Genomic DNA, 20,979 nt, shown 5'->3' with positions numbered 1-20,979 from the left:
GGTCTCAAGCCCTTCAAATAGCAAGAGAACTCAAGTCAATAAATAGATACTCACAATTGAATATATATTAGAATGCAAAATATAGTGTATATATAGATAGCTACGTATTTGAGTATGCATGATTTTTGGACCCTTTTTGAACATAAGGGAACACGCATAGTTTTATAAAAAAGATAATACCTAAAAGAAAAGAATGAATATGAATAAAATTTTACTCCGGTGATGATCCATTATTCTGTAGGTCTTCAACAATACCAGAATTTTGTATCAAATAATCCCATGTAAAATGCTCTCGCATTTCAAAGTTATTCAGTCCCATGGAAGCGAGCAGTGTAGTATCATTAAATAGCTCTGATATCTTATCTGCGAGATCCCGGGGATTCCTTGATTCATATAGTACGCAGTTATGACCGGGGATCAGGCAGGATTCCTTTCCAATAACATCAGCAACGATGATAGGTTTGCCTGCAGCAATGTATTCTTTTGTCTTTCTGGAAGAAAAGAAACCTGGATATTTTGAATGAGAGTCCATTTTATCATAGGGCAAAATGCAAATATCGAACATGTGCATTATTGAAAATGCTTCTTTCTGAGGTCTGCGACCCGCAAAGAGCACATTTTCATAGCTTCTGTACTTATCCATCAATGCGGAGGCATTGAACCCTTCACCTACGATGACAAATAAAACTTCTGGAGTATATGCAGCTGCCTGGCACATATCCTCTACGTTCATAAAAGATTCCCAATTACCGACAAAACCCACAATCTTCTTATAGCCCTTGAAGTCCAAAGTATTGATACCAGTATTAGCATCATCGATCTTTTGCACATCTATACCATTGGGTATTAAAATACACTTATCTTTATACTCCTGTATCTGAGCCTCAATGCCTTCGCTGACAACAATGATGCGGTCACTCAACTTCAGAGTGATCATATCAATATATTTCACAAAAAAACTTCTCAGGTGTTTTCCCCGCTGAGACAATTCCAGATCATACTTTCCATGAAAATCAGAATATACCCTGACACCTACGAGCTTCAATAAGATAAGCAGCATAATTGAGTCATATCCTCTTAATATCGCAAAATCCCGATGAGAACGGATCGCGAACCAGAATGCAGAAAGTGATAATTGCAGCCTGTAGAGCATTCCTTTTACCAGGGAAAAACGACCATCAATAGGTATCAAAGGCCGTACCTGGATCAAATTATCAAGTTTGACCTCATTCACTTCATAGTGTTGCATGATCAAGTACATGTCTTGGAACTCTTTGCTGAGTTCAGAGAATATATGCAAGGCCCTCGATGACTGCACAACACTATAAGATGGCACAGTAGCCATTGATATGAATCCTTTTTTAGATGCCATGGGAAACAACATTATAGAAGGTCAAATATTTTATTTCATGCGCGATACTAATTTTAGGTCAAATATACCCCATAAAAAGAATATTATTAAAGGTCCGGGATGCCAACATCTCAACGATACACTTCAACCCCTGAATTAGAATATATCTTTGCGTCCTTTGATAATGCACTCAACAGTACTGCATCATTGCCATCTTCCGGCCCAAAGAGGAAATTAGAGGAACCCGAACCAGTATAGATACCGCCATCCAAAAACTGTTTTTGTCTTACGATCACATAACCCCTATATGTAGGAATGGTTTCAACGTTCAGAATAGTATAACTTCTAAAGAAAGTCAAACCTAATTCTTCCGACAAACTAAAGTTCTCCTGGGTGAAGAACCTTTGCGTATGATAATCAGAGTACAATACTGATCCGGGTTCAACATGGTCCATAATATGATTAAATCCTTGTATCTCATCTGCAGTAAAGTATTCTCTAACAGGAGTTGACAAAATCGGCTTTGATTCCGGACCATTATAGTAAACTGAAGTGAACACAAAAATAGCCATCAATACAGAAATCAAGATTATCCAGACTGGCTTTTTACCACTGTTTGACAGGTGCGAATAAAGAATGTAAATACCTGCAGCCATGGCAAAGGCCATGAAAGGACTTATCAGCAACATGAACCGATCAAATCGGAATAAGGTCATTGTTTGCCAAAGAGTCTGAATTGGAGTTGGAATATAAAGTACAAGTGTAATTAAGGCAAAGAGTGCGAAAACAGAGAAGTAATCCATGTAGTGCCTCTTATTGGCTTTGATACGATCCCATAGAAGATAACCAATTCCAATTAGAGCAAAGAACAAAAATATGGAAACATCAAGGTGATTAAATATATATATCCACTCATAACCGATCTGCACAGTATCTTTAATTTGGAATTCTTCATATAACTGAATGTTAGACCGGCTCAGCAACAACTCTTCTAAGAAAACATTTGCAAAGTAGAACCAGTACCCCACGAACATTGAACAGAACAATGAGAAATATGTTAAGTTAATATATCTTTCATCCGACAAGATGTGTTCACATGCTAAAAGAAGGAACAGTATAACTGCGATCTGAGCAGCAGAAACCTGATGAACAAGCACTACAAATACAGTGAGGAGTATAGCAAGTCCCTGATACGCAAAACCACGATTGTTGGCATCTTTTTTATATAGCAGGTACAGGATTATGATAAATCCTGCATAGGCTAAAGTCCTTGTGATCACATACATTCCATAATAGATAACAACACCACTAACTGAATACACCATGCATGCCAACAGAGAAAATGTGGAGTTTTTTGTAGTTTTCATAAAGAAGTAGTATATGAAAACTATAAGTATCGAATAGACTAAACCTAAGCCAATGAAGTAAGCTGATTGCATTTCCAGTCCTGATAAGTGAGCAAATTCAGAGCTTAAAATGTGGAATAAGGGAAAACTGGCATAAAGAGTGCTCATATCCGACGGAGCCAGGTGACCCGAAAGGTAAGTTACTTTTGAGAGAAATAGATGCGGAATAATATCAGTGCCGCCAAAATATAATGGATATTTTAACGTGACGCTATAGATCAAGTTTAAACTTGAAAGAAATAGCTCTATCAAAACGATATGGGCTTTTGACGACTTGGAGAAGATCTGGTTAAGGATCAGTACATAGATCAATGCCATCATTCCAAAGTAATACAATGTCCTTTCGGCACTCAGAAATAGAATTATAATGGACAAGACATAGAGAGTTATAAAGGCTAAAACCGTATTCCTTTGGTTCAAAGGGATCCTTTTGAGAAGAGATTCATCATGATTCAGGTCTTCCCTAAACATTTTTGACAAAAATATGGCAGAAAATATTGCCGGTACAGCTACTAACAAGCCTCTGATAGCAAAATCAGGACGGTTTATGACATAGGCTATAGCAATGCCAGCAGCAACCACCGCAATGATGAATAAAGGGAAAAAACTTGCAATAAATCCTAACAGTTTATGGATTGTACCGATCTTCTTTTCCTGCATTTATAGACTCCTTAAAAACGGGACTGACCTTTTTAAGAAGCTCTTTCAAAGATCAGGTTTTCTTTATTAAGTATTGTATTATATTCAAATAGTCTTCCCTAAAGACAGTACTATTTTCGTCATTTTATTGGGTTAAACCTCATCTTAGAATATAAAATTAACTCAAGAAAACTATAATCATATATTCCGCAGATGTCCTAGAATTTTGCCAATTATCTGAATTGCAGTTATTTGTCAAGCTTTAAGAATACTATTTAACGTATATTAAAAAATAAAAAAATGTAACCTGTATGCAGATCCAGCTGAGTGAAATCAATGCTTTGTTTATGTATACTTACATTTGACCATAACAGAATAGGACTTTAAATAGGTATAAATAGTAGTACTAGCTAACCACTATCCTATTGCCAAATAATTAAGAAGGAAACAAAGTGATATCTCCTGCATTGCAGGCAGACTGATTAATAGGAAGTGAAATGATGGGAAACCTAAGACAACCAAATGCCAATGAAGCCACCAGGACCTTCAACAGATCAAAGAACGTAACACCAATGTCAGGAATCTGTACACGTTGTCTGGACGGATGCCGCGGCAACTGTGAAATATTCAAGTCATCCTTCCGGGGACGTGAAGTGATATATCCCGGACCTTTCGGGGAGATCACTGCCGGCGGGGACAAGAATTACCCCATCGATTACTCACATCTTAATATCCAGGGATATGCAGTCGGTGCTATGGGTATGCCAGAAGGCATGATCCCGGGTCCTGAAACTGCAAGGTTCCCTAACGTCAATACAGAGGTAGAATACGGCTGGAGAAGAAAGGTCAAGATGAAATTGCCTATCTTTACCGGCGCACTCGGTTCAACAGATATCGCAAGGAACAACTGGGAACATTTTACTATAGGTGCGGCGATCTCAGGCATCACCATCGTATGTGGAGAAAATGTGTGTGGAGTGGACCCGGAATTGAAACTGGGATGTGATGGCCTTGTTAAAGAATCACCGGAAATGGACCGTCGGATCGAACTTTACAACAAATTCTATGATGGATACGGAGAGATGCTTGTCCAGATGAATGTAGAGGATACAAAGCTTGGTGTTGCAGAGTACCTTGCAAGCAAGCACAATATGGAAAGCATCGAACTTAAGTGGGGACAGGGAGCAAAATGTATTGGCGGCGAAATCAAGGTTGCAGACATTGACCGTGCTATGGAGCTGAAAAGGAGAGGATACATAGTCACTCCGGACCCTGAGCTTCACTCCGTCCAGGAAGCTTTCAGAATGGGTGCCATAAAGGAATTTGAAAGGCATTCCAGGCTTGGGTTTGTCACAGAAGAAGGATTTTGCGAGGAGTGCGAAAGGCTTAGGGACCTTGGTTTTAAACGTATAACCCTCAAGACAGGAGCATATTCTATGGCAGAGACCGCCATGGCCATAAAATATAGCTCAGAGGCCAGGATAGATCTGCTCACATATGACGGAGCACCCGGAGGCACCGGCATGAGCCCCTGGCCCATGATGGAAGAATGGGGAGTGCCGACATTCTACCTGCAGTCCCAGGTCTACGAATTTGCGCAAAAACTATCAGACAGAGGTAAGAAAGTGCCTGATCTGGCAATGGCAGGCGGTTTCTCCAGTGAGGACGGAGTCTATAAGGCACTTGCAATGGGATCACCCTATTTCAAGGCAGTATGCATGGGTCGTGGCCTCATGATCCCTGGAATGGTGGGTAAGAACATAGGTAAATGGATAGAAGAAAAAGACCTTCCAAAGACGGTATCCGAGTTTGGTAGTACCAAAGAGGAGATCTTCGTGCACTATGAGGAATTGAAAGAGAAATATGGCGAAGAAATGAAAAACATACCTCTTGGAGCAGTGGGCATCTATTCATATACGGAGAGGATCAAAGTAGGATTACAACAGCTTATGGCAGGCTCCCGAAGATTCAACATCCATGCCATCTCACGAAAAGATGTCATGGCGCTCACCGAAGAAGCATCAAAGGTATCCGGAATTGCCTATGTTATGGATGCGTACAGGGACATTGCAGAGGAGATACTTGAAAGCTGATCCCGTAAAACACAGGATTTGTTTCTGACCTTGTCACAATGGAGAAAAATGTGAATAAAAACAGCAGTACAAAAACCAAGTTCCTTAAGTACGCAGATAAAGATAGAATAACAAGCGGAATCCCCCAGCTCGATGATATAATTCACTCTCTGCGCCTGGGGGATAACGTGGTGTGGGAAGTAGAGGAGCTTGAAGATTACAGACATTTTGCTGTAAGACTTATCAGACAAGCTATCAGGTCCAGCTCTAAGTGTATATATGTAAGGTTCGCACCACATGAGCCCATTCTCCAGCCAATGGAAGGACTGGAGATCGTAAAAGTAGATCCTGGTAGCGGCTTTGACTTTTTTAGTAGCCAGGTCCACAGGATAATAGAGTATTATGGAGAGAAGGTCTATTACGTATTTGATAATCTTTCATCACTCATGGTGGAGTGGGCCACCGATGAACTGGTAGCCAATTTCTTCAAAGCCACATGTCCCTATCTGTTCGAACTTGAGACCATTGGTTATTTCTGCCTTACCCGCGGAAAGCATAGTCATTCCACTGTAGCTGGCATCCGAGAAACAACTCAAGTGCTTATAGATTACTACCACATCAACGGAAAGGCATACATTCATCCACTTAAGGTCTACGATCGCTATTCTCAGAGTATGTTCCTTCCCCACCTGGTAACTGGAGAGGCATGGGAACCTATATTAGACAGTTCAAAGGCTGCCACAATATCATCCAGCGATCGTAGAAAGATCATACGTACGCGGAAAAGTGGTACATCCCCCTGGGAAACAGTGTACACGAAACTGAAGTTCCATCATGATATGGAAACACTGGACACTCTACCACAGCCCGAGATAATTGCACTGAAACAGGAACTGTCAAGGATGATCATCGGTGACCATCCCCGCTTCAACCGCCTTGCTGATGCCTACCTGTCACTGGAAGATCTGCTCAGCATACGAGACAGGATGATAGGTTCCGGTCGTATTGGTGGGAAAGCTGTAGGAATGCTGCTCTCACGCAACATTATCCTAGCAAGCGAAAAAAAAGAAGAGTTTGCAGATATAATCGAACCGCATGATTCATTCTACATTGGTTCAGATGTATTTTTCACCTTCATGATCAATAATGATCTGTTTCTCCTCAAGATAAAGCTGTCAGACAATTCCAGCATGACAAAAGAAGAATTCGAAGAGGTTGAAAGAAGGTTCCTGCAAGGCAAGTTCCCTGAAGATATTGTAGAGCAGTTCAGGGAGTTGATGGATTACTTTGGACAGGCCCCCATTATTGTAAGGTCAAGCAGCCTGCAGGAAGACAATTATGGAAATGCTTTTGCAGGCAAATATAGAAGTGAGTTCTGCCCCAATCAGGGAAGTCCGGAAGAGCGTCTTGAAGAGTTTATGCATGCAGTCAAACTTGTCTATGCCAGTGCCCTTAACCCGGATGCCCTTGCTTACAGAAGGACCAGAGGACTTCACTACCAGGATGAGCAGATGGCCATACTGGTGCAGCGCGTGTCCGGCATGCCCTATAAACAATATTTCTTCCCGGCGCTTGCAGGGGTCGCTTTCTCAAAGAACCTCTTCCGCTGGACAAAGAGGATAGACCCTGGAAAAGGAATGATCCGGCTTGTCTTTGGACTTGGAACCCGAGCTGTGGATCGTGTCGGCAGGGACTACCCCAGAATGATCGCAGTAAGCCAGCCGACATTGCGCCCTGAGACCGGCCTGAAGGTCATAAAATACTCGCAGTGGGACGTCGATGTTTTGGACCTTGATAAAAGGGAACTCAGAACCATATCTTTCCGCAACCTTATTGAAGACTGTGATTACCCTGGGCTCAGACTGTTCGTTTCGGTCATGAACGAAGGATATCTTACTGATCCGTACACCAATTCCATAGACTGCTCACAGGAAATAGTGCTAACATTCAACAACCTCATAAAGAACACAAAATTCGTTGATACTATAGGAGAAATACTAAGGATAGTAGAAGAAGTATATGAGCATCCGGTAGATATCGAATTTACAGCATCTGCTGATCAAAGGGGAAATATAAGGATAAACATAGTCCAGTGCAGACCCATGACAACACCAGGCAACAGCGAGAATATAACCATACCAGACAACATAAAAGAGGATAATATCCTGTTCCGGTCCAACATGCTCATCAATGAGGGAAAAGTGGAAAATATTGAGTATATAGTTTACATTGACCCCCAGGCATATGAAATTGCAGATATGGATACAAAAAGGTCCATAGGCCGTATTGTAGGAAGCATCAACGAAAAAATGAGCACTATGGACACTAATTTCATATTGATGGGGCCTGGAAGATGGGGAAGCAGCAACATAGAACTGGGCGTCAATGCAACATATAGCGAGATAGATCACACATCACTGCTTGTCGAGATTGCGCTTGAGAAAGCAGGCCATATTCCGGAAGTCTCCTATGGGACACATTTCTTCCAGGACATAGTTGAAGAAGAGATCATCTACATGCCTGTCTATCCGGACATGAAAAACTCTAGCTTCAACGAAGCTTTCTTCAGGAACTCGGGCAACATGATCAAAGATATCCTGCCTGACCATGAAAGATTTAGCACTGTGGTCAAGGTGATCAATGTCCGTGAGGCATCCGGCGGAGGTAATGCAGTAGTTATCGCGAACCTGTATGAACAGAATGCCATCTGCTACCTTGAAAAACCTACGGTTGCAAGAACATGGAAACTGGACAAGCTGAAGGGACAATGGCAATAAAAAAAGAAATTCCCGAAGGGATACTAATCTACGAATTTGATGCTGACATCTTTCATGTTATTGCGGATAGCCACATTGACAAGGAGAGGGGTAATTGATTCTATCATAGAAGAGGCTTCAAGTGGGCCTATATCCATAGGCCTCATTCCAGGAATATCTCTGACAAGGTCAAAGACGATGTTCTTAGAATGCATGCTGTTTCCACAGACCCCTACGTCATAATCAAGCTCTATGTCGAGGTTAGAGAGCTTGGCAGCCGGAACCGTATGGAAAGCTGAAACCAGCTCAGTAGCCCCTCCAGGCAATAAAGTAGCTATTTCCTGTGCAGCGCTTCCCGAAGGTGGGGTGACATAACAGAAATATTCTGCTTTATAGTCTTCCCGGGAATTTGCTGATATTTCGAGAGGAACCCCGCCCGGAACGATGATGCAAGAATTCTTTTCCATCGGCACGACCACAGATATGACGACCTTACCTTCAAGTTCCGGTTTTATCTGCTCCATGGTAGAAGCTAGCTGACCGTATCTGATGGCGAGGAGCACCACATCAGCTTCTGAAGCCGCCTTTGCATTGACCTCACCTGTTATGTCCGCCTTGAAACCATGATCCTTTAATATAGAATTATACTCAGCCGCCCTGGCCTGAGCTTTTTCCTGATTCCTTGAACCTACTATCACCTGATGTTTTTGCCCCCACCTGAGAGCAAAACCTTTGCCTATGCTGCCTGTACCGCCAATTAGTGCAATCTTCATGATAATCCCATCAACAACAATACAACTATATCAATTATCCTATCTGAAAAGGAAGGAATATATGTGTCTGTGAACCCAGACACATATAAATGTTGCTCAGTTGTATTGCAGAACTGAATCCAAGAAGGATCAGATCCATCCACGGTCTTTCATTGCAGTTACGACACGTTCGATAGAAACAACGTAAGCAGCTGTCCTCATATCAATGTTGTACTTCTGTGATGCACTGTATACTGCCTTGTATGCATCAGTCATTTTCCTGTCCAGACGGGTGTGAACCCTGATCTCACTCCAGTAGTACATATAAAAGTTCTGGACCATTTCGAAATATGATACTGTCACTCCGCCTGCATTACAGAGGAAGTCAGGAATAACATGAATACCCCTCTGGAACAATATCTCATCTGCTGCAGGCGTTGTCGGACCATTTGCGAGTTCTGCAACGATCTTAGCATTGATCTTGTGTGCGTTCTTCTCTGTGATAACGTTCTCAAGGGCTGCGGGAATCAGCACTTCCACATTTAACTCAAGAATAGCTTCATTGCTGATGGGTGTTGTGTTTGGCATACCCGTAACTGAGCCGGTCTTTGCCTTGTACTGGTTTGCAGCTTCAGGGTCGATGCCATCCATGTTCATGACACCGCCTCTGCTGTCACTGATGGCCACTATCTTGCTGCCGAACATTTCAGTTGCGAGCTTTGCTGCATAATATCCGGCATTTCCAAATCCCTGAATGGCTATCTTTGCATCCTTAAGATCGATACCTAGAACCTTGGCAGCCTCACGAACAGTGTAGAGACCTCCTCTTGCTGTTGCATCTCCCCTTCCAAGTGACCCACCCATTGTAAGGGGCTTACCTGTAACCACACCAGGCTGATTGAAGGAAGATATCTTTGAGAATTCGTCAACCATCCATGCCATGATCTTCGGATTTGTGTATACGTCAGGCGCAGGAATGTCTTTCCTAGGACCGATTATCTGGGCAATGCTTGAAATATACTTGCGGCTGAGGCGCTCAAGTTCACCCTCAGACATTTCCTTAGGGTTACAGATGACTCCGCCTTTGCCTCCACCCAATGGTATATCTACTACCGCACATTTCCAGGTCATCCACGCTGCAAGTGCCCTCACGGTATCGATGTTTTCTTCAGGGTGGAATCTGATACCGCCTTTTGTAGGACCCCGGGCATCGTTGTACTGTATCCTGAAACCCTCGAAAACCTTGATAGTGCCATCATCCATGCGAACAGGGAGCGTGACACGCAGTTCGCGCATCGGGTGTCTTAGCATTTCATGTACGCTTTCATCCAGACCAAGAATATCAGCACATTTTGCTAACTGTTTTCTTGAATTTTCAAATGGATTTTCTAAAGTCATTACTCTTCCTCTTACATGCTACGTATATACCCATTAGGTGAGAAGTAACCGACTTCAAACTATAATATGTTTTCTGTTAGTTACTGCACAAAAATAACAAGAAAAGAGATCGGAAAACGCTATAGTTCATTTTAGAGAGAAGGTCATTTCAAAAGTGCAAAAAGAATGAAAAAAGAATAATGCTATTCATTCCGATAATATATAGTAAAATGGAAGAGGCAAAGAATTCAATCCTCTGCTTCCAGTGCCTGTATAACATCATTTACAGTAAGTTCCCCTTTTGCAACACGCAGCACTGTAGGATAGATAAAGGAACAGTCATCGATATTGCTCCAGCGTTCTTCGCCCACGGCCTTTATGACATCGGCCATTACTTTTCCGCATGTGCTACAATACTTGGTCTCGCTTTCAATACCACAAACCAGACATTTCATAATATAACCTCCACAATTGACCTTACCTTTGGGGTTGGCCTATATTCATTTATACCTATATTCATTTCTAATATTTGTGCTAATCATATTTAGGTTTTGAGCATTATACTTACAACACCCATCATCCACAATGTCCATAATTTCTATATAGCATAGAAAGAACTCACTAAAAGTGCAGCGTCATATTAATAATAGAATCTGCCATTATTCAGCGGCATACATGATAATTTACATTTTCCAGAGGGAAAAACGTGTCTGATGATCTTTTTAAAATTAATGTAGGAAATCTTGCTATAAAGAACCCCATAGCTCTTGCTTCAATGGGAGGAATAACAGACAGCCGCTTTGCAAATGAATTCGCAGAAGATGCGGGACTTGTCATACTTGGAGGATATAACCTCGATGCTGCAACTAACCATGCAGCTTCAGAAATAGTTAAAAGAGGGCGAAAGGAGTTCATTTCAGATGAACCTTTGCAACTGATAGATAATGAACTAAGATCAGTGAAAACTGAAAGTGTAGTTGCCATAAATGTAAGAAGCGCAACACTGGAGCCACTGATCGAAGCTGCCATTATGGCTAGGAATGCAAATGCTATAATAGAGATAGACGCGCATTGCAGGCAGCCTGAAATGACGGAATTAGGCATAGGCGAAGCATTTCTAAGTGATCTGCCCAAGCTCCGTGATACTATCCTTAAGGTTAAAGAAACAGGAGCCATTGTGTCAGTGAAAGTACGTGCCAATGTGGTTGATAATATCAAAATGGCCAAAGCCATCGAAGATGCAGGTGCTGACATACTGCACGTGGATGCTATGAAAGAAGGAGCAGGAGCCGATATAGAAGCCATCAGGAAGATAAGAGATGCTACAAGACTCCTTCTGATAGGTAATAATTCTGTAAATGATCTCAATACCGCAAAAGAGATGTTTACCAGAGGTGCAGACATAGTTTCTGTGGGAAGAGGGATCATGGAAGACCCATCTCTGATAACCCACCTTGTAAATGAAACTACTCTGATACAGAAAGAACTCGGATGGTACAATGCACCTAAGCATGTATGCAGAGGAGAAGGTGACCTTCGTGGGCTTGCATTCTGCTGTATGCCAGTCAAGCCGTGCCCTGTACATTCAAATGTAAAGAAGATAGGGCTTTCACCTAAGGAGTTCGCTGATGTGAAGATGGAATTCGCAAAGGGAACACCTCTTGAGTACGGCGATAGCACCTGTTTCGGAAGTCTGGTGTGGTGCTGTAAGATCACAAAAATGTGTCCTTTAAGGGACGGAGTCCTTGAAATGATTGGACTTTCCGATGCAGACTATATGGAACTGAAAAGAGAACTTGCAGATTACATTCTTGACCATCCCAAGGTTACCGGTAAATGAGGAACGAGCAAGGAACAAAGACGAAGCATGACAATGCTTCTGCCGACCGGACTGCTGCCTATGTGGCACGATGTGCACAGCTTGCCATGCTGCTTGAAGTATCTGCTCATCCCAAACCTGGAAATGTCGACAGGGATCATGATTATGAGAATACGACCTTTGAACATTTCCTCACATCTTCTGTAGCAGTATACCCAATATTTGAGAAAGCTGCCGAAGAAGAACATGGAATTGGACAATATGTCCACAAGTCAGTGCTTGAAAGTATGGCTTGGCAGAAAGGAGGTAATACACATTTCGGTGCTTTTCTACTTTTATTTCCCCTTGCAATGGCAGCCGGAAAACTTATTCGGAACTCCAGGGAACTTACACCTGAAAATATTACTGAAGAAGCGTTCAACATTGTAAAAGAAACAGATGTAGAAGACGCGGTGCAGATATACCTGTCTTTTGGGCCGGCAGGGGTCAAAGTGCGCAAGGTAGATGAATTCGACCTGTCCAATACAAAAGCCATTATAGATATAAAGAACAAGTGTACTACACTATACCATTTAATGGAGATATCCAGCTCTTATGACCTGATTGCACGGGAGTGGACTAGTGGTTTTAGAAGCTGTGCACAGTGCTCCGGGATACTTACAAAAGAGATGGATGTTGATGCAACACTTATCCATACCGGTAACTCCAGGATCAATCAGGTTATAGTCTACGCTTTTGTGAAGATGCTTGCAATGAACATGGACACATTCATAGAAACAAAGTTCGACATGCAGATAGCTGAAGAAGTATCCTCAAGGGCAAGGAGAATTATTACTAACTTAGAACATTCCGGATATAATATGGAAGATGTATTATTAGATATATACAACTTTGACGAGGAGCTGCTCACAAGAAATATTAATCCAGGTTCTACGGCGGATATAATAATAGGTGGCCTTTTTATATCTCTTCTTGGAGGAATGAGATTCTGACAGAAAAGAGACTTAAACTTGAGGACTTTGGCCTCTTTGAAGGTATCTCTGAAACCATTGTTACCACGCACCAAGGCTTGTCTCCCAATGCAGCCCCAATGGGCATCATCAGAAAACAGGATACGACCCTTATAAGGCTTTTCAAAGGCTCCAGGACCTATCAGAATGTTCTGGCAGAGAATTTTCTTGTCGTCAATATAACGAACGATCCTGTGGCATTTGTCAGATATACTTTTTCTGAGGTTCAGCCGGAAGATATAGAGAACATATCGTCTCCTGGAAGAGAATTTCCCGTCCTTAAGGCGGCTCAGAGTTGGATAGCTTTTGAATGTATCAATACCAAGATCACATCTGAAGCTCTTGTTGCGGAACTGAGACCATTAAGAGGACATGTGGGATCATTCCAGCCAAAAGCACCTAACAGAGGATTGAACGCTGTCATAGAGGCGACCATTCATGCCACACGCTATAAGATGAATGAAGAAGAAAAATATATGAAACTAATAGATTTCTACGAGGACATAATAAACAAGTGCGGCGGAGAAAGAGAGAAAGAGGCTATTCGTCTACTGCATACCTTTCTTTAATCCAGACCCAGTATTTTAGCTGTTCTTTTTTGTGCGTTTTTCATCATCTGGCGCATCACAAATACCTTTGGGGTTTTGCCGCCGCCCGGCCTTACCTTGCCCTGCCGGATAGCATCAAGGACAGCATCCAAGGACCTCTCCTGCACATCTATTTCAGTGTACGAAATACCCACCATTTCAGGCACATGGCAATCACTGCCACCAACCTGAGCGATCCCAAGAGAAGTTGCTGCAGCACATGCCTTGTTATTAGGACCATCTGTAAGGCAGCGGGAATTCAGGACCTCCACAGCGTCCACATCAAGACCCGCGATATATCCTATCCCATGAGATGTGAGCTTGAAAGGATGAGGTAATATTACCACCGCATCCTGTGCTCTTGCCCGGAGTATGGTCTCAGCCGGGGAGAGACCTGGTTCTATACTTTCCTTTATACCCAGCACCAGCAGATGCCCCTCTGAAGTGCTTATTTCCACACCCGGAATGATCACAAGATCAGAGCCCAGCTCTGCTGCCCGCTGCACAGAAAAAGGACCTCCTCCAGTTACATCATGGTCGCATACTGCAAAACCATCAAGACCATTCTTTTTAGCATGAAGAATGATCGCATCAATGTCTGCATCACTGTCTTTTGAAAAACGCGTATGGACGTGCAGGTCGAATTTCATATGATGAGATTAAAGATTATCACTTATAAATTGTCTGCATCTGTTTACCGGAAAGTACCAAAACATATGAGAACACAACAAAGGTTTTCATTAGAATAAACAAGCATAAGAAGCAAGCGAACGGGTTAAGGAGTTGTGTATTGGGTGGTTGGATAGGATTGGTGGTACATTTGAGAAGAGACCCGTTCGCATGTTCACTAACATACTTGATATTATATAAACATATCCAAATCTAAGGATTTAAAATATATTTTGTAATTAATTTTCCCTACACATCTATAAAAGATATTACTTTGTTTATTACCTCCTCCCTTGCTTCCAGATCCACTAGGATCTGATCCGTATATTTTACAGAATGTACTACCCCTTCTTTGAAAAGCCAGGAAAGAACTGACATGGAATGCTTTGAAAAAGGCATTGATATTTCCTTTCTTTCCCATACTGGAAGCTTAGATCTTATAGCCTGTTTAAGATCACCCAGACCGCCCATGGTCTTTGCAGAGATATAGACCGGATTAGGAACAAGGTATCCAAGAGCTTCCATTTTCTCATTAAGCTCTTCCTGGCTGATGAGATCAGTTTTATTCATTACAGTAATCACAGACGCATCATGTACCTGTTCCCACAGAGTTTCATGACATGTGAGCAACTTATCGTGCATTATGTCCAGAGGCTCACTTGCATCCACTACAAGCAATATGATATCTGCGAAAAAGATCTCATCCAGGGTCGAACGGAAGGCATCTATGAGCCAGTGAGGCAGGTCCTCTATAAAACCTACCGTATCAGTTAGAATTACCTTGCGCCCCATAACATCCATGGAGCGGGCAACCGGAGAGAGGGTCGTGAAAAGCATATCAGCCACGTCCACATCCTCCTCCATAAGAGCATTGAACAGCGTACTTTTTCCGGCATTAGTATAGCCTGCAAGAGCCACCATAGACAGACCATGAGCGTGCCTGAAAGTGCGCAGGGATTCGTTGTGGCCCTGCACGTGGCTTAGCTCGCCCTTGATGCGAGCTATCCTCCCTTTGATATCCTGCTCATAGGAATCCTCATAGCTACCCAGACCCATAAAACCCGGCCTTTCCTCTTTTTTCAGATGAGATACAATGATCTTTGCCCTGGGTATCTCATATTCAAGCCTTGCAAGCTCAACCTGCAGCTTGGCGCGCCTTGTGGTAGCCCTCAGCGCAAATATTTCCAGGATAAGCTGGAACTTGTCAATGACCGCACATTTGCAGGTATCTGTAATGTTATATAGCTGCATACTGCTCAGTTCATTGCAGAAGATCACTTTTTCTGCATCCAGAGCTTTCACGGACAATGCAAGTTCCTGCACCTTACCTTTGCCCAGCTGATATTTTTTATCAGGGTACCGGGACTGTATGACCTCTCCTGTAACAGAGTAATTAGCAGCAAAGGCCAGGTCCTTCAACTCAGCTAACTGTCTTTTGTTCTTGAGATCATCACTGTCGGGATCTACCCTCTGCACAACGATCACTTTTTTCATTTATAAGATCCTCTTTATCAGACTGAAGACTAAAGGCGCACTTTACCTTGAGTAGCCTTCTGGCGCTCATGGAAATATGGTGTGCTATCTCTATGGCCCTGCGCTCGCTCAGAGATTCCTGGTATTTAAAATCCCGGGAGAACATGCCTGTGACCAGCCACTGGGGCCTGTTGAACATATCCCCTGCCTCCATTACGATGGTAGCCTGAGGATTAAGGCCTTCCACGGTCTTTTCTACCATTGTGGCCACATCATTAATTTCAGGGGCATTCCTGCTTGTGAAATGGCGGATATTGATCTGATGCGTCTTATCGATATGGTCAGGAAACACAGAAAATGACACTGCCACGCATACCATGAAGTATTCTCCATCTTCTACATGTCTTCCAGAAATATCCACGGCAATAATATCGAACATGAGTATCGTTCACATCTTTATCCTGCCAATGTCAATATAGGCACAGTGAACGTTATCATATACTGCATATATCATTCTTTTGCGCACACTATTGGCCAGGCGCACCGCCCTTGACATCACCGGCAGCATGAACTCATATTCTTCAGCTATGGAGTGGACCAGGTACTCCGAATGGGGGAGCTTATCCACCGATCTGAAATCCAGATATACCCTGAAATGGCTGCCGAACTTGAAACCGGTCTTGGGGACAAGGCCTCTGTCCCTGAGGTTCTCGTATACCATGTACTTAAGCATGAATTCCGATTCTATGACCGAGGCCTTTGCAGCAAATTCAGAGAATCCAAGAGAAGAAGTACCGGACATATCGGCAACCTCCAGTATACCTTTTTTAAGCAGATAGCCTGATTCCACAAGAGATAACTGCAGACGATCCGCATCAAGGGGATGACCATAGAAACCTGCGGCGTGTAATGAACTGGAAAAATCACTGTTCCAGACCACCACGCGGTCTTCAAGGAATGTGGACCTTCCACGTTTACCCTGTACTGCCTGTTCAATGGATTCCACGCTTCCCGCTGGTTCCACTTTCCTTATCTCGTAGAAAGTTATATCGCTTTCCTCATCAACAATGGCAAGGACCATTGTTTTATGCACGTTATGTGCGGCTTCCAGCGACATGCGTAACTCCTTGAGAGATAAAGGTATACGCTCCGAGATAACATGGACAAAGAACTTTGCCGGGGTTTTTCCCGGATGCCCTCCTCTGGGATAGACCCTGAAATCCGTCACAGAAGGCTGGACATAAAAACCTCTTTCTCGAAGATCTTTATAAACGATATATTTAAGGTCAAAATACTGCTGCCTTTTTGATGCCTCAGTAAAGAACTCCTCAAATGACAATGATCTGTCATCTATCTGTATCTCAAGCTTTTTTTTGTAGTGCAGATATGCAGCTTCAATGAGTGTAAGTTCTAATGTATCACCTTTTGGACGTCCGTAATATCCAACATTGTACAACTCATTGATAGCCTGTTTACCAGCTTTAACCCGGTCATTGACAAGTATTCCGATCAAAAAGGTCACCTAAATGTAAAAATGAATTATACGCCACAATACCGGACCATCTTATTTAACCATACTGGACTAAAGCAGAATGAGTGTTGAAAATGTCAAAATAATATAACAGTAAAGTGCCTGAAATAAATATACAATAAATTTATATATTTATACCAACATATATTGAAACGGGTGCCAACGATATAACCTAGCCTTAATATGGGGTTCCTAAAATCCTTCCTCCTACCAACCGGGCACCCACCTTCTCTATAATGCACATCTATAATTTTGTGCATTTACCCAGGAGATATATCACAGATATTCCCTTTTGAGCCAGTTTGCAGAGAAGCAGTTCTTGTAGTTGACCTTCTGTATAACTTGATATTTCTGTCGAAAAGACTGGCATTTCCATGACAGTAACATCCGATACCAGTGCCTTTACAACAGACATCAGATCAGGAGCCTCCTGTCCGCCCGTCATAGCAGCAATCCGATTCTGCAATATGACGACAACAACATCATCTTCAGAACCCACGGCATTGATCAGGCCAACAATGCCTGAATGAGCGAGTGCGAAATCACCGATCACTGCAATGCCCTTATCCTTGAAACCACAGGCAGTAGATATAGCTGAACCAAGAGCGAATCCCGTATCAACAGCTTGTAATGGTTCCGGAGCTGCCCTGATCGAACAACCCATATCCCCGGCAACCATAACATCGATATTAGCCAGGCATTTGTAAAGAGGCATAAAAGGGCAATCCTGACACAAAGGTCTGGAACCTCTGCTCTTTATGGTCTGCACTTCAGTATACTTCTCTATCCTGTCCTCGTGCAGGTGATCCAGTGCATAATCAATATGCTCGATCCCCACCTGACCATAAGGAAGATGGCCTGTCATTTTACCCCGTATTTTTCCAGTTACCGCAATGTGGGATTCTATGTAAGGCTCCGTTTCCTCCACCACAAGCACCGTGTTGCATTTGCTGATGAACTGCTGTACCATTGCAAAAGGAAAAGGAGACAACATCTGCAGAGCAAGGTGCGCATGACCTGACCACTTTGCTTTGGAGAGTGCTTTACCCACAAGCACTGAAAGATAACCTGATGAGATTATGCCTATCCCACTGTCTCCCGGATGAAGCCTGTTCAGAGAAGTAGTCTGAACAGCCATTTCAAGCAAAGGCATGGATATCCTGTGGAATCGCTGATGTTTGCCTTTTGTAGTAAGTTTCCAGATATCCTTGTCGAAAGTGGCTGTTGATTTATTTTGTCGGCTTCTGAGAACAGCTCCTTTACTATCCAGCAATCTGTCGGTCACTCTGATGATCACAGGAACCTTTGACTGTTCTGATAGCTTAAACGCACGCATGACTGCATCATATGCTCCCTGAGGTGTTGCCGGATCGAATAAAGAGACCTCTGCAAGGCACCCATAATAACGGGAATCCTGCTCGTTCTGGGAAGCTCGTGCTCCGGTATCGTCTCCGGCAATAATAACAACACCTGCTCCGATGGTGTGGTACACTGAGGTCATTAGCGGATCACTGAGCACGTTCATGCCTACATGTTTTACTACCACCATGGAACGCTGTTGCGTAACCGATGCTCCCAGAGCTTTTTCAAGGGCTGCTTTTTCATTGGTCATCCAGCAGGCAACGTATCCTTCACTTGAGCGCTCTACCAGCAATTCCATAACAGCAGTTGCAGGATAACCAGCAACACCTGTCACAAGTAGCACATTGCTGTCAAAGGAAGCAAGCAAAAGAGCTTCAAGACCAGTTGTTTCTTTCATGCTTGAGACTGTGTCAGGGGTCATTTATCTCAGCGTCCATCCTGATAGATTCATCCGGCCTTGAGAACCATGCAAGAGAAGCCAGCGCACCTATAACCCCATTGCCGTTCAGCCATATCTCCACACCATTATCGATAGCGTACTGCACTGCATATTCCCTGCTGAGCTCACCACTGCGACACTCCCTGCTATACGGATAGATCTCATGTGCATTGAAATTCCGAAGCACAACCATGCCGGTCTCATCTGAAACACTGTATTTCAGAAGTGCTGCCTTTATGCTTTCAAGCAGCTCTTTAGTGGATATTGCGTCCACACACCCGAACTCAAGCACTGTGGATACACAGTTCTGTGTCCTTGCAGATACGGGAAAAAGCTGAACAAGAGAATGTGAAAGATAGACCGCCTCGGGACAATCCAGCGCTTTTGCGATATTGTGAGTAAGAGTCCATGTTGCCCCCGTTTCCTTAGAGTCCGTATCATCGATCCCTATGAGCACTCTTTCCCTTCTGGGAACGATGACCTTACCCCTTGCTGCACGCCCTCCCCCTGATTCACTGTAGTCGCAGCGCAGGACACCCTGTGCAAAGGCCCGGCACTTAGTGGCGCCTACACCCCCACCACCCAGACCTGCATATGTGATATGGACCTCATCTTTATCCACAATAATAGATTCTATGCCAGCAGCTGCAACTGAAGGTTTAAGTTCAAGTTTGCATGTGCCTGTCTTTGCAAGATACCTGACCATATTCCCTATGGACCTTGTCTTTAAGATGAGAGGAGAATGCGAATAATGGAACTTTGACCATGCAGCACCGCCATAACAATTGGAATGCTCAACGATCTCTACATATTCATTGTGTTTATCGCATATTGCGTATATACCTCTATATGGAGTTGTATAAGGGTCATTAAGTTCTATATCTTTCATCTGATTGCCTAATTGATAGTAAATACCTTAAAGGTTTTGTTTTCCTTTAACTGACAAGACCCTCGTCCTTGAGGCTCACATACCTGCCATCACCTATGATTACATGGTCCAGCACATCGATACCCAGTATTTTGCCACCCTCTATGAGCTTTTCGGTAATTGCTATATCCTCCTTGCTGGGAGTCGGGTCACCAGAAGGATGATTATGAGATATGATAACTGATGCAGACGACTCCATGAGCGCGGATTTAAAGACTTCCCGGGGATGCACAATGCTAGAATTCAGGCTGCCGATGGAAACAACTTCTTCCTTGAGTACCTGATTCTTTGTGTCCAGGTAAAGCACCACAAGCTTTTCACGCTTCTGCTCCCTCATACCCGGATACAGCATTGAATAAACATCAGCAGGCGAGCATATCTTGCGCTTAGGTCCATCCACATGCCTCTCCAGCTTGCGTGCAAGCTCGAACACTGCAGCGATCTGAGCAGCTTTAGTGGGACCTATACCATATATCTGCATAAGTTTTGATATTTCTGCCTGGCTCAACTGCTTTACGTTGTACTCAGAGAAGATCCTCTGGCACATATTTACTACATTTTCCTTCTTCGTTCCTGTTCTGAGGACCACAGCCAGAAGCTCGGCAGTGGACAAAGACTCTGGACCATATTTCAACAGACGCTCAGTGGGCCTGTCATCAACAGGAATGTCATGCATCCTCAGCCTGTAATCGCTCATAGCCTGCAAAATCACTTAATACAATATAAAGTATTCTATATTTATATAAGTTAAAATTAACAAAATATAATTAACTGTGGCCTTTGACCATTGGCTGCAAAGCCTGCCAAA

Annotated in this window: 17 protein-coding genes; 5 read left to right on the top strand and 12 right to left on the bottom strand. The window is 43.1% G+C overall.

What is annotated here, in order from left to right; genetic code table 11:
- Positions 1-211: 211 nt before the first annotated feature.
- Positions 212-1,372, bottom strand: coding sequence for a glycosyltransferase (locus METHO_RS03680; RefSeq protein ID WP_048831038.1), 1,161 nt, complete (start codon positions 1,370-1,372; stop codon positions 212-214).
- A 110-nt stretch (positions 1,373-1,482) separates the two neighbouring features.
- Complete coding sequence (locus tag METHO_RS03675) at positions 1,483-3,417, bottom strand: hypothetical protein (protein WP_015324176.1); 1,935 nt, start codon at positions 3,415-3,417, stop codon at positions 1,483-1,485.
- 476 nt (positions 3,418-3,893) lie between these two features.
- On the opposite strand from METHO_RS03675, the gene METHO_RS03670 reads away from it, so the two are divergent.
- On the top strand, positions 3,894-5,489 hold the full coding sequence (locus METHO_RS03670) for an FMN-binding glutamate synthase family protein (RefSeq protein WP_015324175.1): 1,596 nt from the start codon (positions 3,894-3,896) through the stop codon (positions 5,487-5,489).
- 50 nt (positions 5,490-5,539) lie between these two features.
- A complete protein-coding gene (locus tag METHO_RS03665) occupies positions 5,540-8,245 on the top strand; it encodes a PEP/pyruvate-binding domain-containing protein (protein ID WP_015324174.1) in 2,706 nt (901 codons plus the stop codon).
- Between the two features lie 23 nt (positions 8,246-8,268).
- Here METHO_RS03665 and npdG read toward each other — a convergent pair whose 3' ends face one another.
- From npdG to METHO_RS03650, 3 genes are all read right to left on the bottom strand, one after another.
- Complete coding sequence (gene npdG / locus METHO_RS03660; RefSeq protein ID WP_015324173.1) at positions 8,269-8,997, bottom strand: NADPH-dependent F420 reductase; 729 nt, start codon at positions 8,995-8,997, stop codon at positions 8,269-8,271.
- 129 nt (positions 8,998-9,126) lie between these two features.
- Positions 9,127-10,374 (bottom strand): Glu/Leu/Phe/Val family dehydrogenase, encoded by a 1,248-nt coding sequence (locus METHO_RS03655; RefSeq protein ID WP_015324172.1) that lies wholly within the window; start codon positions 10,372-10,374, stop codon positions 9,127-9,129.
- A 227-nt stretch (positions 10,375-10,601) separates the two neighbouring features.
- Complete coding sequence (locus METHO_RS03650) at positions 10,602-10,808, bottom strand: hypothetical protein (protein WP_015324171.1); 207 nt, start codon at positions 10,806-10,808, stop codon at positions 10,602-10,604.
- Positions 10,809-11,059: 251 nt separating this feature from the next.
- Between METHO_RS03650 and METHO_RS03645 the strand changes: the two genes are divergently transcribed.
- Genes METHO_RS03645 through METHO_RS03635 form a run of 3 tightly spaced genes read left to right on the top strand, consistent with a single transcriptional unit; the run spans position 11,060 to position 13,751 of the window.
- A complete protein-coding gene (locus METHO_RS03645; protein WP_015324170.1) occupies positions 11,060-12,193 on the top strand; it encodes a methanogenesis marker 9 domain-containing protein in 1,134 nt (377 codons plus the stop codon).
- Positions 12,190-13,164, top strand: a complete 975-nt coding sequence (locus tag METHO_RS03640; protein ID WP_015324169.1) for a triphosphoribosyl-dephospho-CoA synthase — start codon at positions 12,190-12,192, stop codon at positions 13,162-13,164. Before METHO_RS03645 ends, METHO_RS03640 begins: the two co-directional genes overlap by 4 nt.
- On the top strand, positions 13,137-13,751 hold the full coding sequence (locus METHO_RS03635; protein ID WP_015324168.1) for a DUF447 domain-containing protein: 615 nt from the start codon (positions 13,137-13,139) through the stop codon (positions 13,749-13,751). Before METHO_RS03640 ends, METHO_RS03635 begins: the two co-directional genes overlap by 28 nt.
- Here METHO_RS03635 and METHO_RS03630 read toward each other — a convergent pair.
- The 7 genes from METHO_RS03630 to radC all read right to left on the bottom strand — a co-directional run bounded on the left by METHO_RS03630 (position 13,748) and on the right by radC (position 20,868).
- Positions 13,748-14,419: a CehA/McbA family metallohydrolase gene (locus METHO_RS03630; protein ID WP_015324167.1), complete on the bottom strand. Its 672-nt coding sequence runs from the start codon at positions 14,417-14,419 to the stop codon at positions 13,748-13,750. The genes METHO_RS03635 and METHO_RS03630 overlap by 4 nt on opposite strands.
- A 268-nt stretch (positions 14,420-14,687) precedes the next feature.
- The gene (hflX, locus tag METHO_RS03625) at positions 14,688-15,932 is read right to left on the bottom strand and encodes a GTPase HflX (protein WP_015324166.1); all 1,245 of its coding nucleotides are present in this window, start codon (positions 15,930-15,932) and stop codon (positions 14,688-14,690) included.
- On the bottom strand, positions 15,889-16,350 hold the full coding sequence (locus METHO_RS03620) for a DUF2209 domain-containing protein (RefSeq protein WP_015324165.1): 462 nt from the start codon (positions 16,348-16,350) through the stop codon (positions 15,889-15,891). Before METHO_RS03620 ends, hflX begins: the two co-directional genes overlap by 44 nt.
- 9 nt (positions 16,351-16,359) lie before the next feature.
- On the bottom strand, positions 16,360-17,424 hold the full coding sequence (endA, locus tag METHO_RS03615; protein WP_015324164.1) for a tRNA-intron lyase: 1,065 nt from the start codon (positions 17,422-17,424) through the stop codon (positions 16,360-16,362).
- A 262-nt stretch (positions 17,425-17,686) separates the two neighbouring features.
- Positions 17,687-19,201: a thiamine pyrophosphate-dependent enzyme gene (locus METHO_RS03610; RefSeq protein WP_245546329.1), complete on the bottom strand. Its 1,515-nt coding sequence runs from the start codon at positions 19,199-19,201 to the stop codon at positions 17,687-17,689.
- Positions 19,202-19,214: 13 nt separating this feature from the next.
- Positions 19,215-20,132, bottom strand: a complete 918-nt coding sequence (gene mmp11 / locus METHO_RS03605) for a methanogenesis marker protein 11 (protein WP_015324162.1) — start codon at positions 20,130-20,132, stop codon at positions 19,215-19,217.
- A gap of 46 nt (positions 20,133-20,178) precedes the next feature.
- A complete protein-coding gene (radC, locus tag METHO_RS03600) occupies positions 20,179-20,868 on the bottom strand; it encodes a RadC family protein (RefSeq protein ID WP_015324161.1) in 690 nt (229 codons plus the stop codon).
- Between the last annotated feature and the right edge of the window lie 111 nt (positions 20,869-20,979).

It is taken from the genome of Methanomethylovorans hollandica DSM 15978, from assembly GCF_000328665.1.
Lineage (GTDB): Archaea > Halobacteriota > Methanosarcinia > Methanosarcinales > Methanosarcinaceae > Methanomethylovorans > Methanomethylovorans hollandica.
The sequence above is the reverse complement of the archived record's forward strand: the minus strand, read 5'-3'. Positions and strand labels throughout refer to the sequence as shown.

Bases quoted from the DNA above. Each gene is read 5' to 3' on its own strand.
- METHO_RS03680 (WP_048831038.1), bottom strand. From the start codon at position 1,372: ATGGCATCTAAAAAAGGATTCATATCAATGGCTACTGTGCCATCTTAT.
- METHO_RS03675 (WP_015324176.1), bottom strand. From the start codon at position 3,417: ATGCAGGAAAAGAAGATCGGTACAATCCATAAACTGTTAGGATTTATT.
- METHO_RS03670 (WP_015324175.1), top strand. From the start codon at position 3,894: ATGATGGGAAACCTAAGACAACCAAATGCCAATGAAGCCACCAGGACC.
- npdG (WP_015324173.1), bottom strand. From the start codon at position 8,997: ATGAAGATTGCACTAATTGGCGGTACAGGCAGCATAGGCAAAGGTTTT.
- METHO_RS03655 (WP_015324172.1), bottom strand. From the start codon at position 10,374: ATGACTTTAGAAAATCCATTTGAAAATTCAAGAAAACAGTTAGCAAAA.
- METHO_RS03650 (WP_015324171.1), bottom strand. From the start codon at position 10,808: ATGAAATGTCTGGTTTGTGGTATTGAAAGCGAGACCAAGTATTGTAGC.
- METHO_RS03640 (WP_015324169.1), top strand. From the start codon at position 12,190: ATGAGGAACGAGCAAGGAACAAAGACGAAGCATGACAATGCTTCTGCC.
- METHO_RS03630 (WP_015324167.1), bottom strand. From the start codon at position 14,419: ATGAAATTCGACCTGCACGTCCATACGCGTTTTTCAAAAGACAGTGAT.
- hflX (WP_015324166.1), bottom strand. From the start codon at position 15,932: ATGAAAAAAGTGATCGTTGTGCAGAGGGTAGATCCCGACAGTGATGAT.
- METHO_RS03620 (WP_015324165.1), bottom strand. From the start codon at position 16,350: ATGTTCGATATTATTGCCGTGGATATTTCTGGAAGACATGTAGAAGAT.
- METHO_RS03610 (WP_245546329.1), bottom strand. From the start codon at position 19,201: ATGAAAGAAACAACTGGTCTTGAAGCTCTTTTGCTTGCTTCCTTTGAC.
- mmp11 (WP_015324162.1), bottom strand. From the start codon at position 20,132: ATGAAAGATATAGAACTTAATGACCCTTATACAACTCCATATAGAGGT.
- radC (WP_015324161.1), bottom strand. From the start codon at position 20,868: ATGAGCGATTACAGGCTGAGGATGCATGACATTCCTGTTGATGACAGG.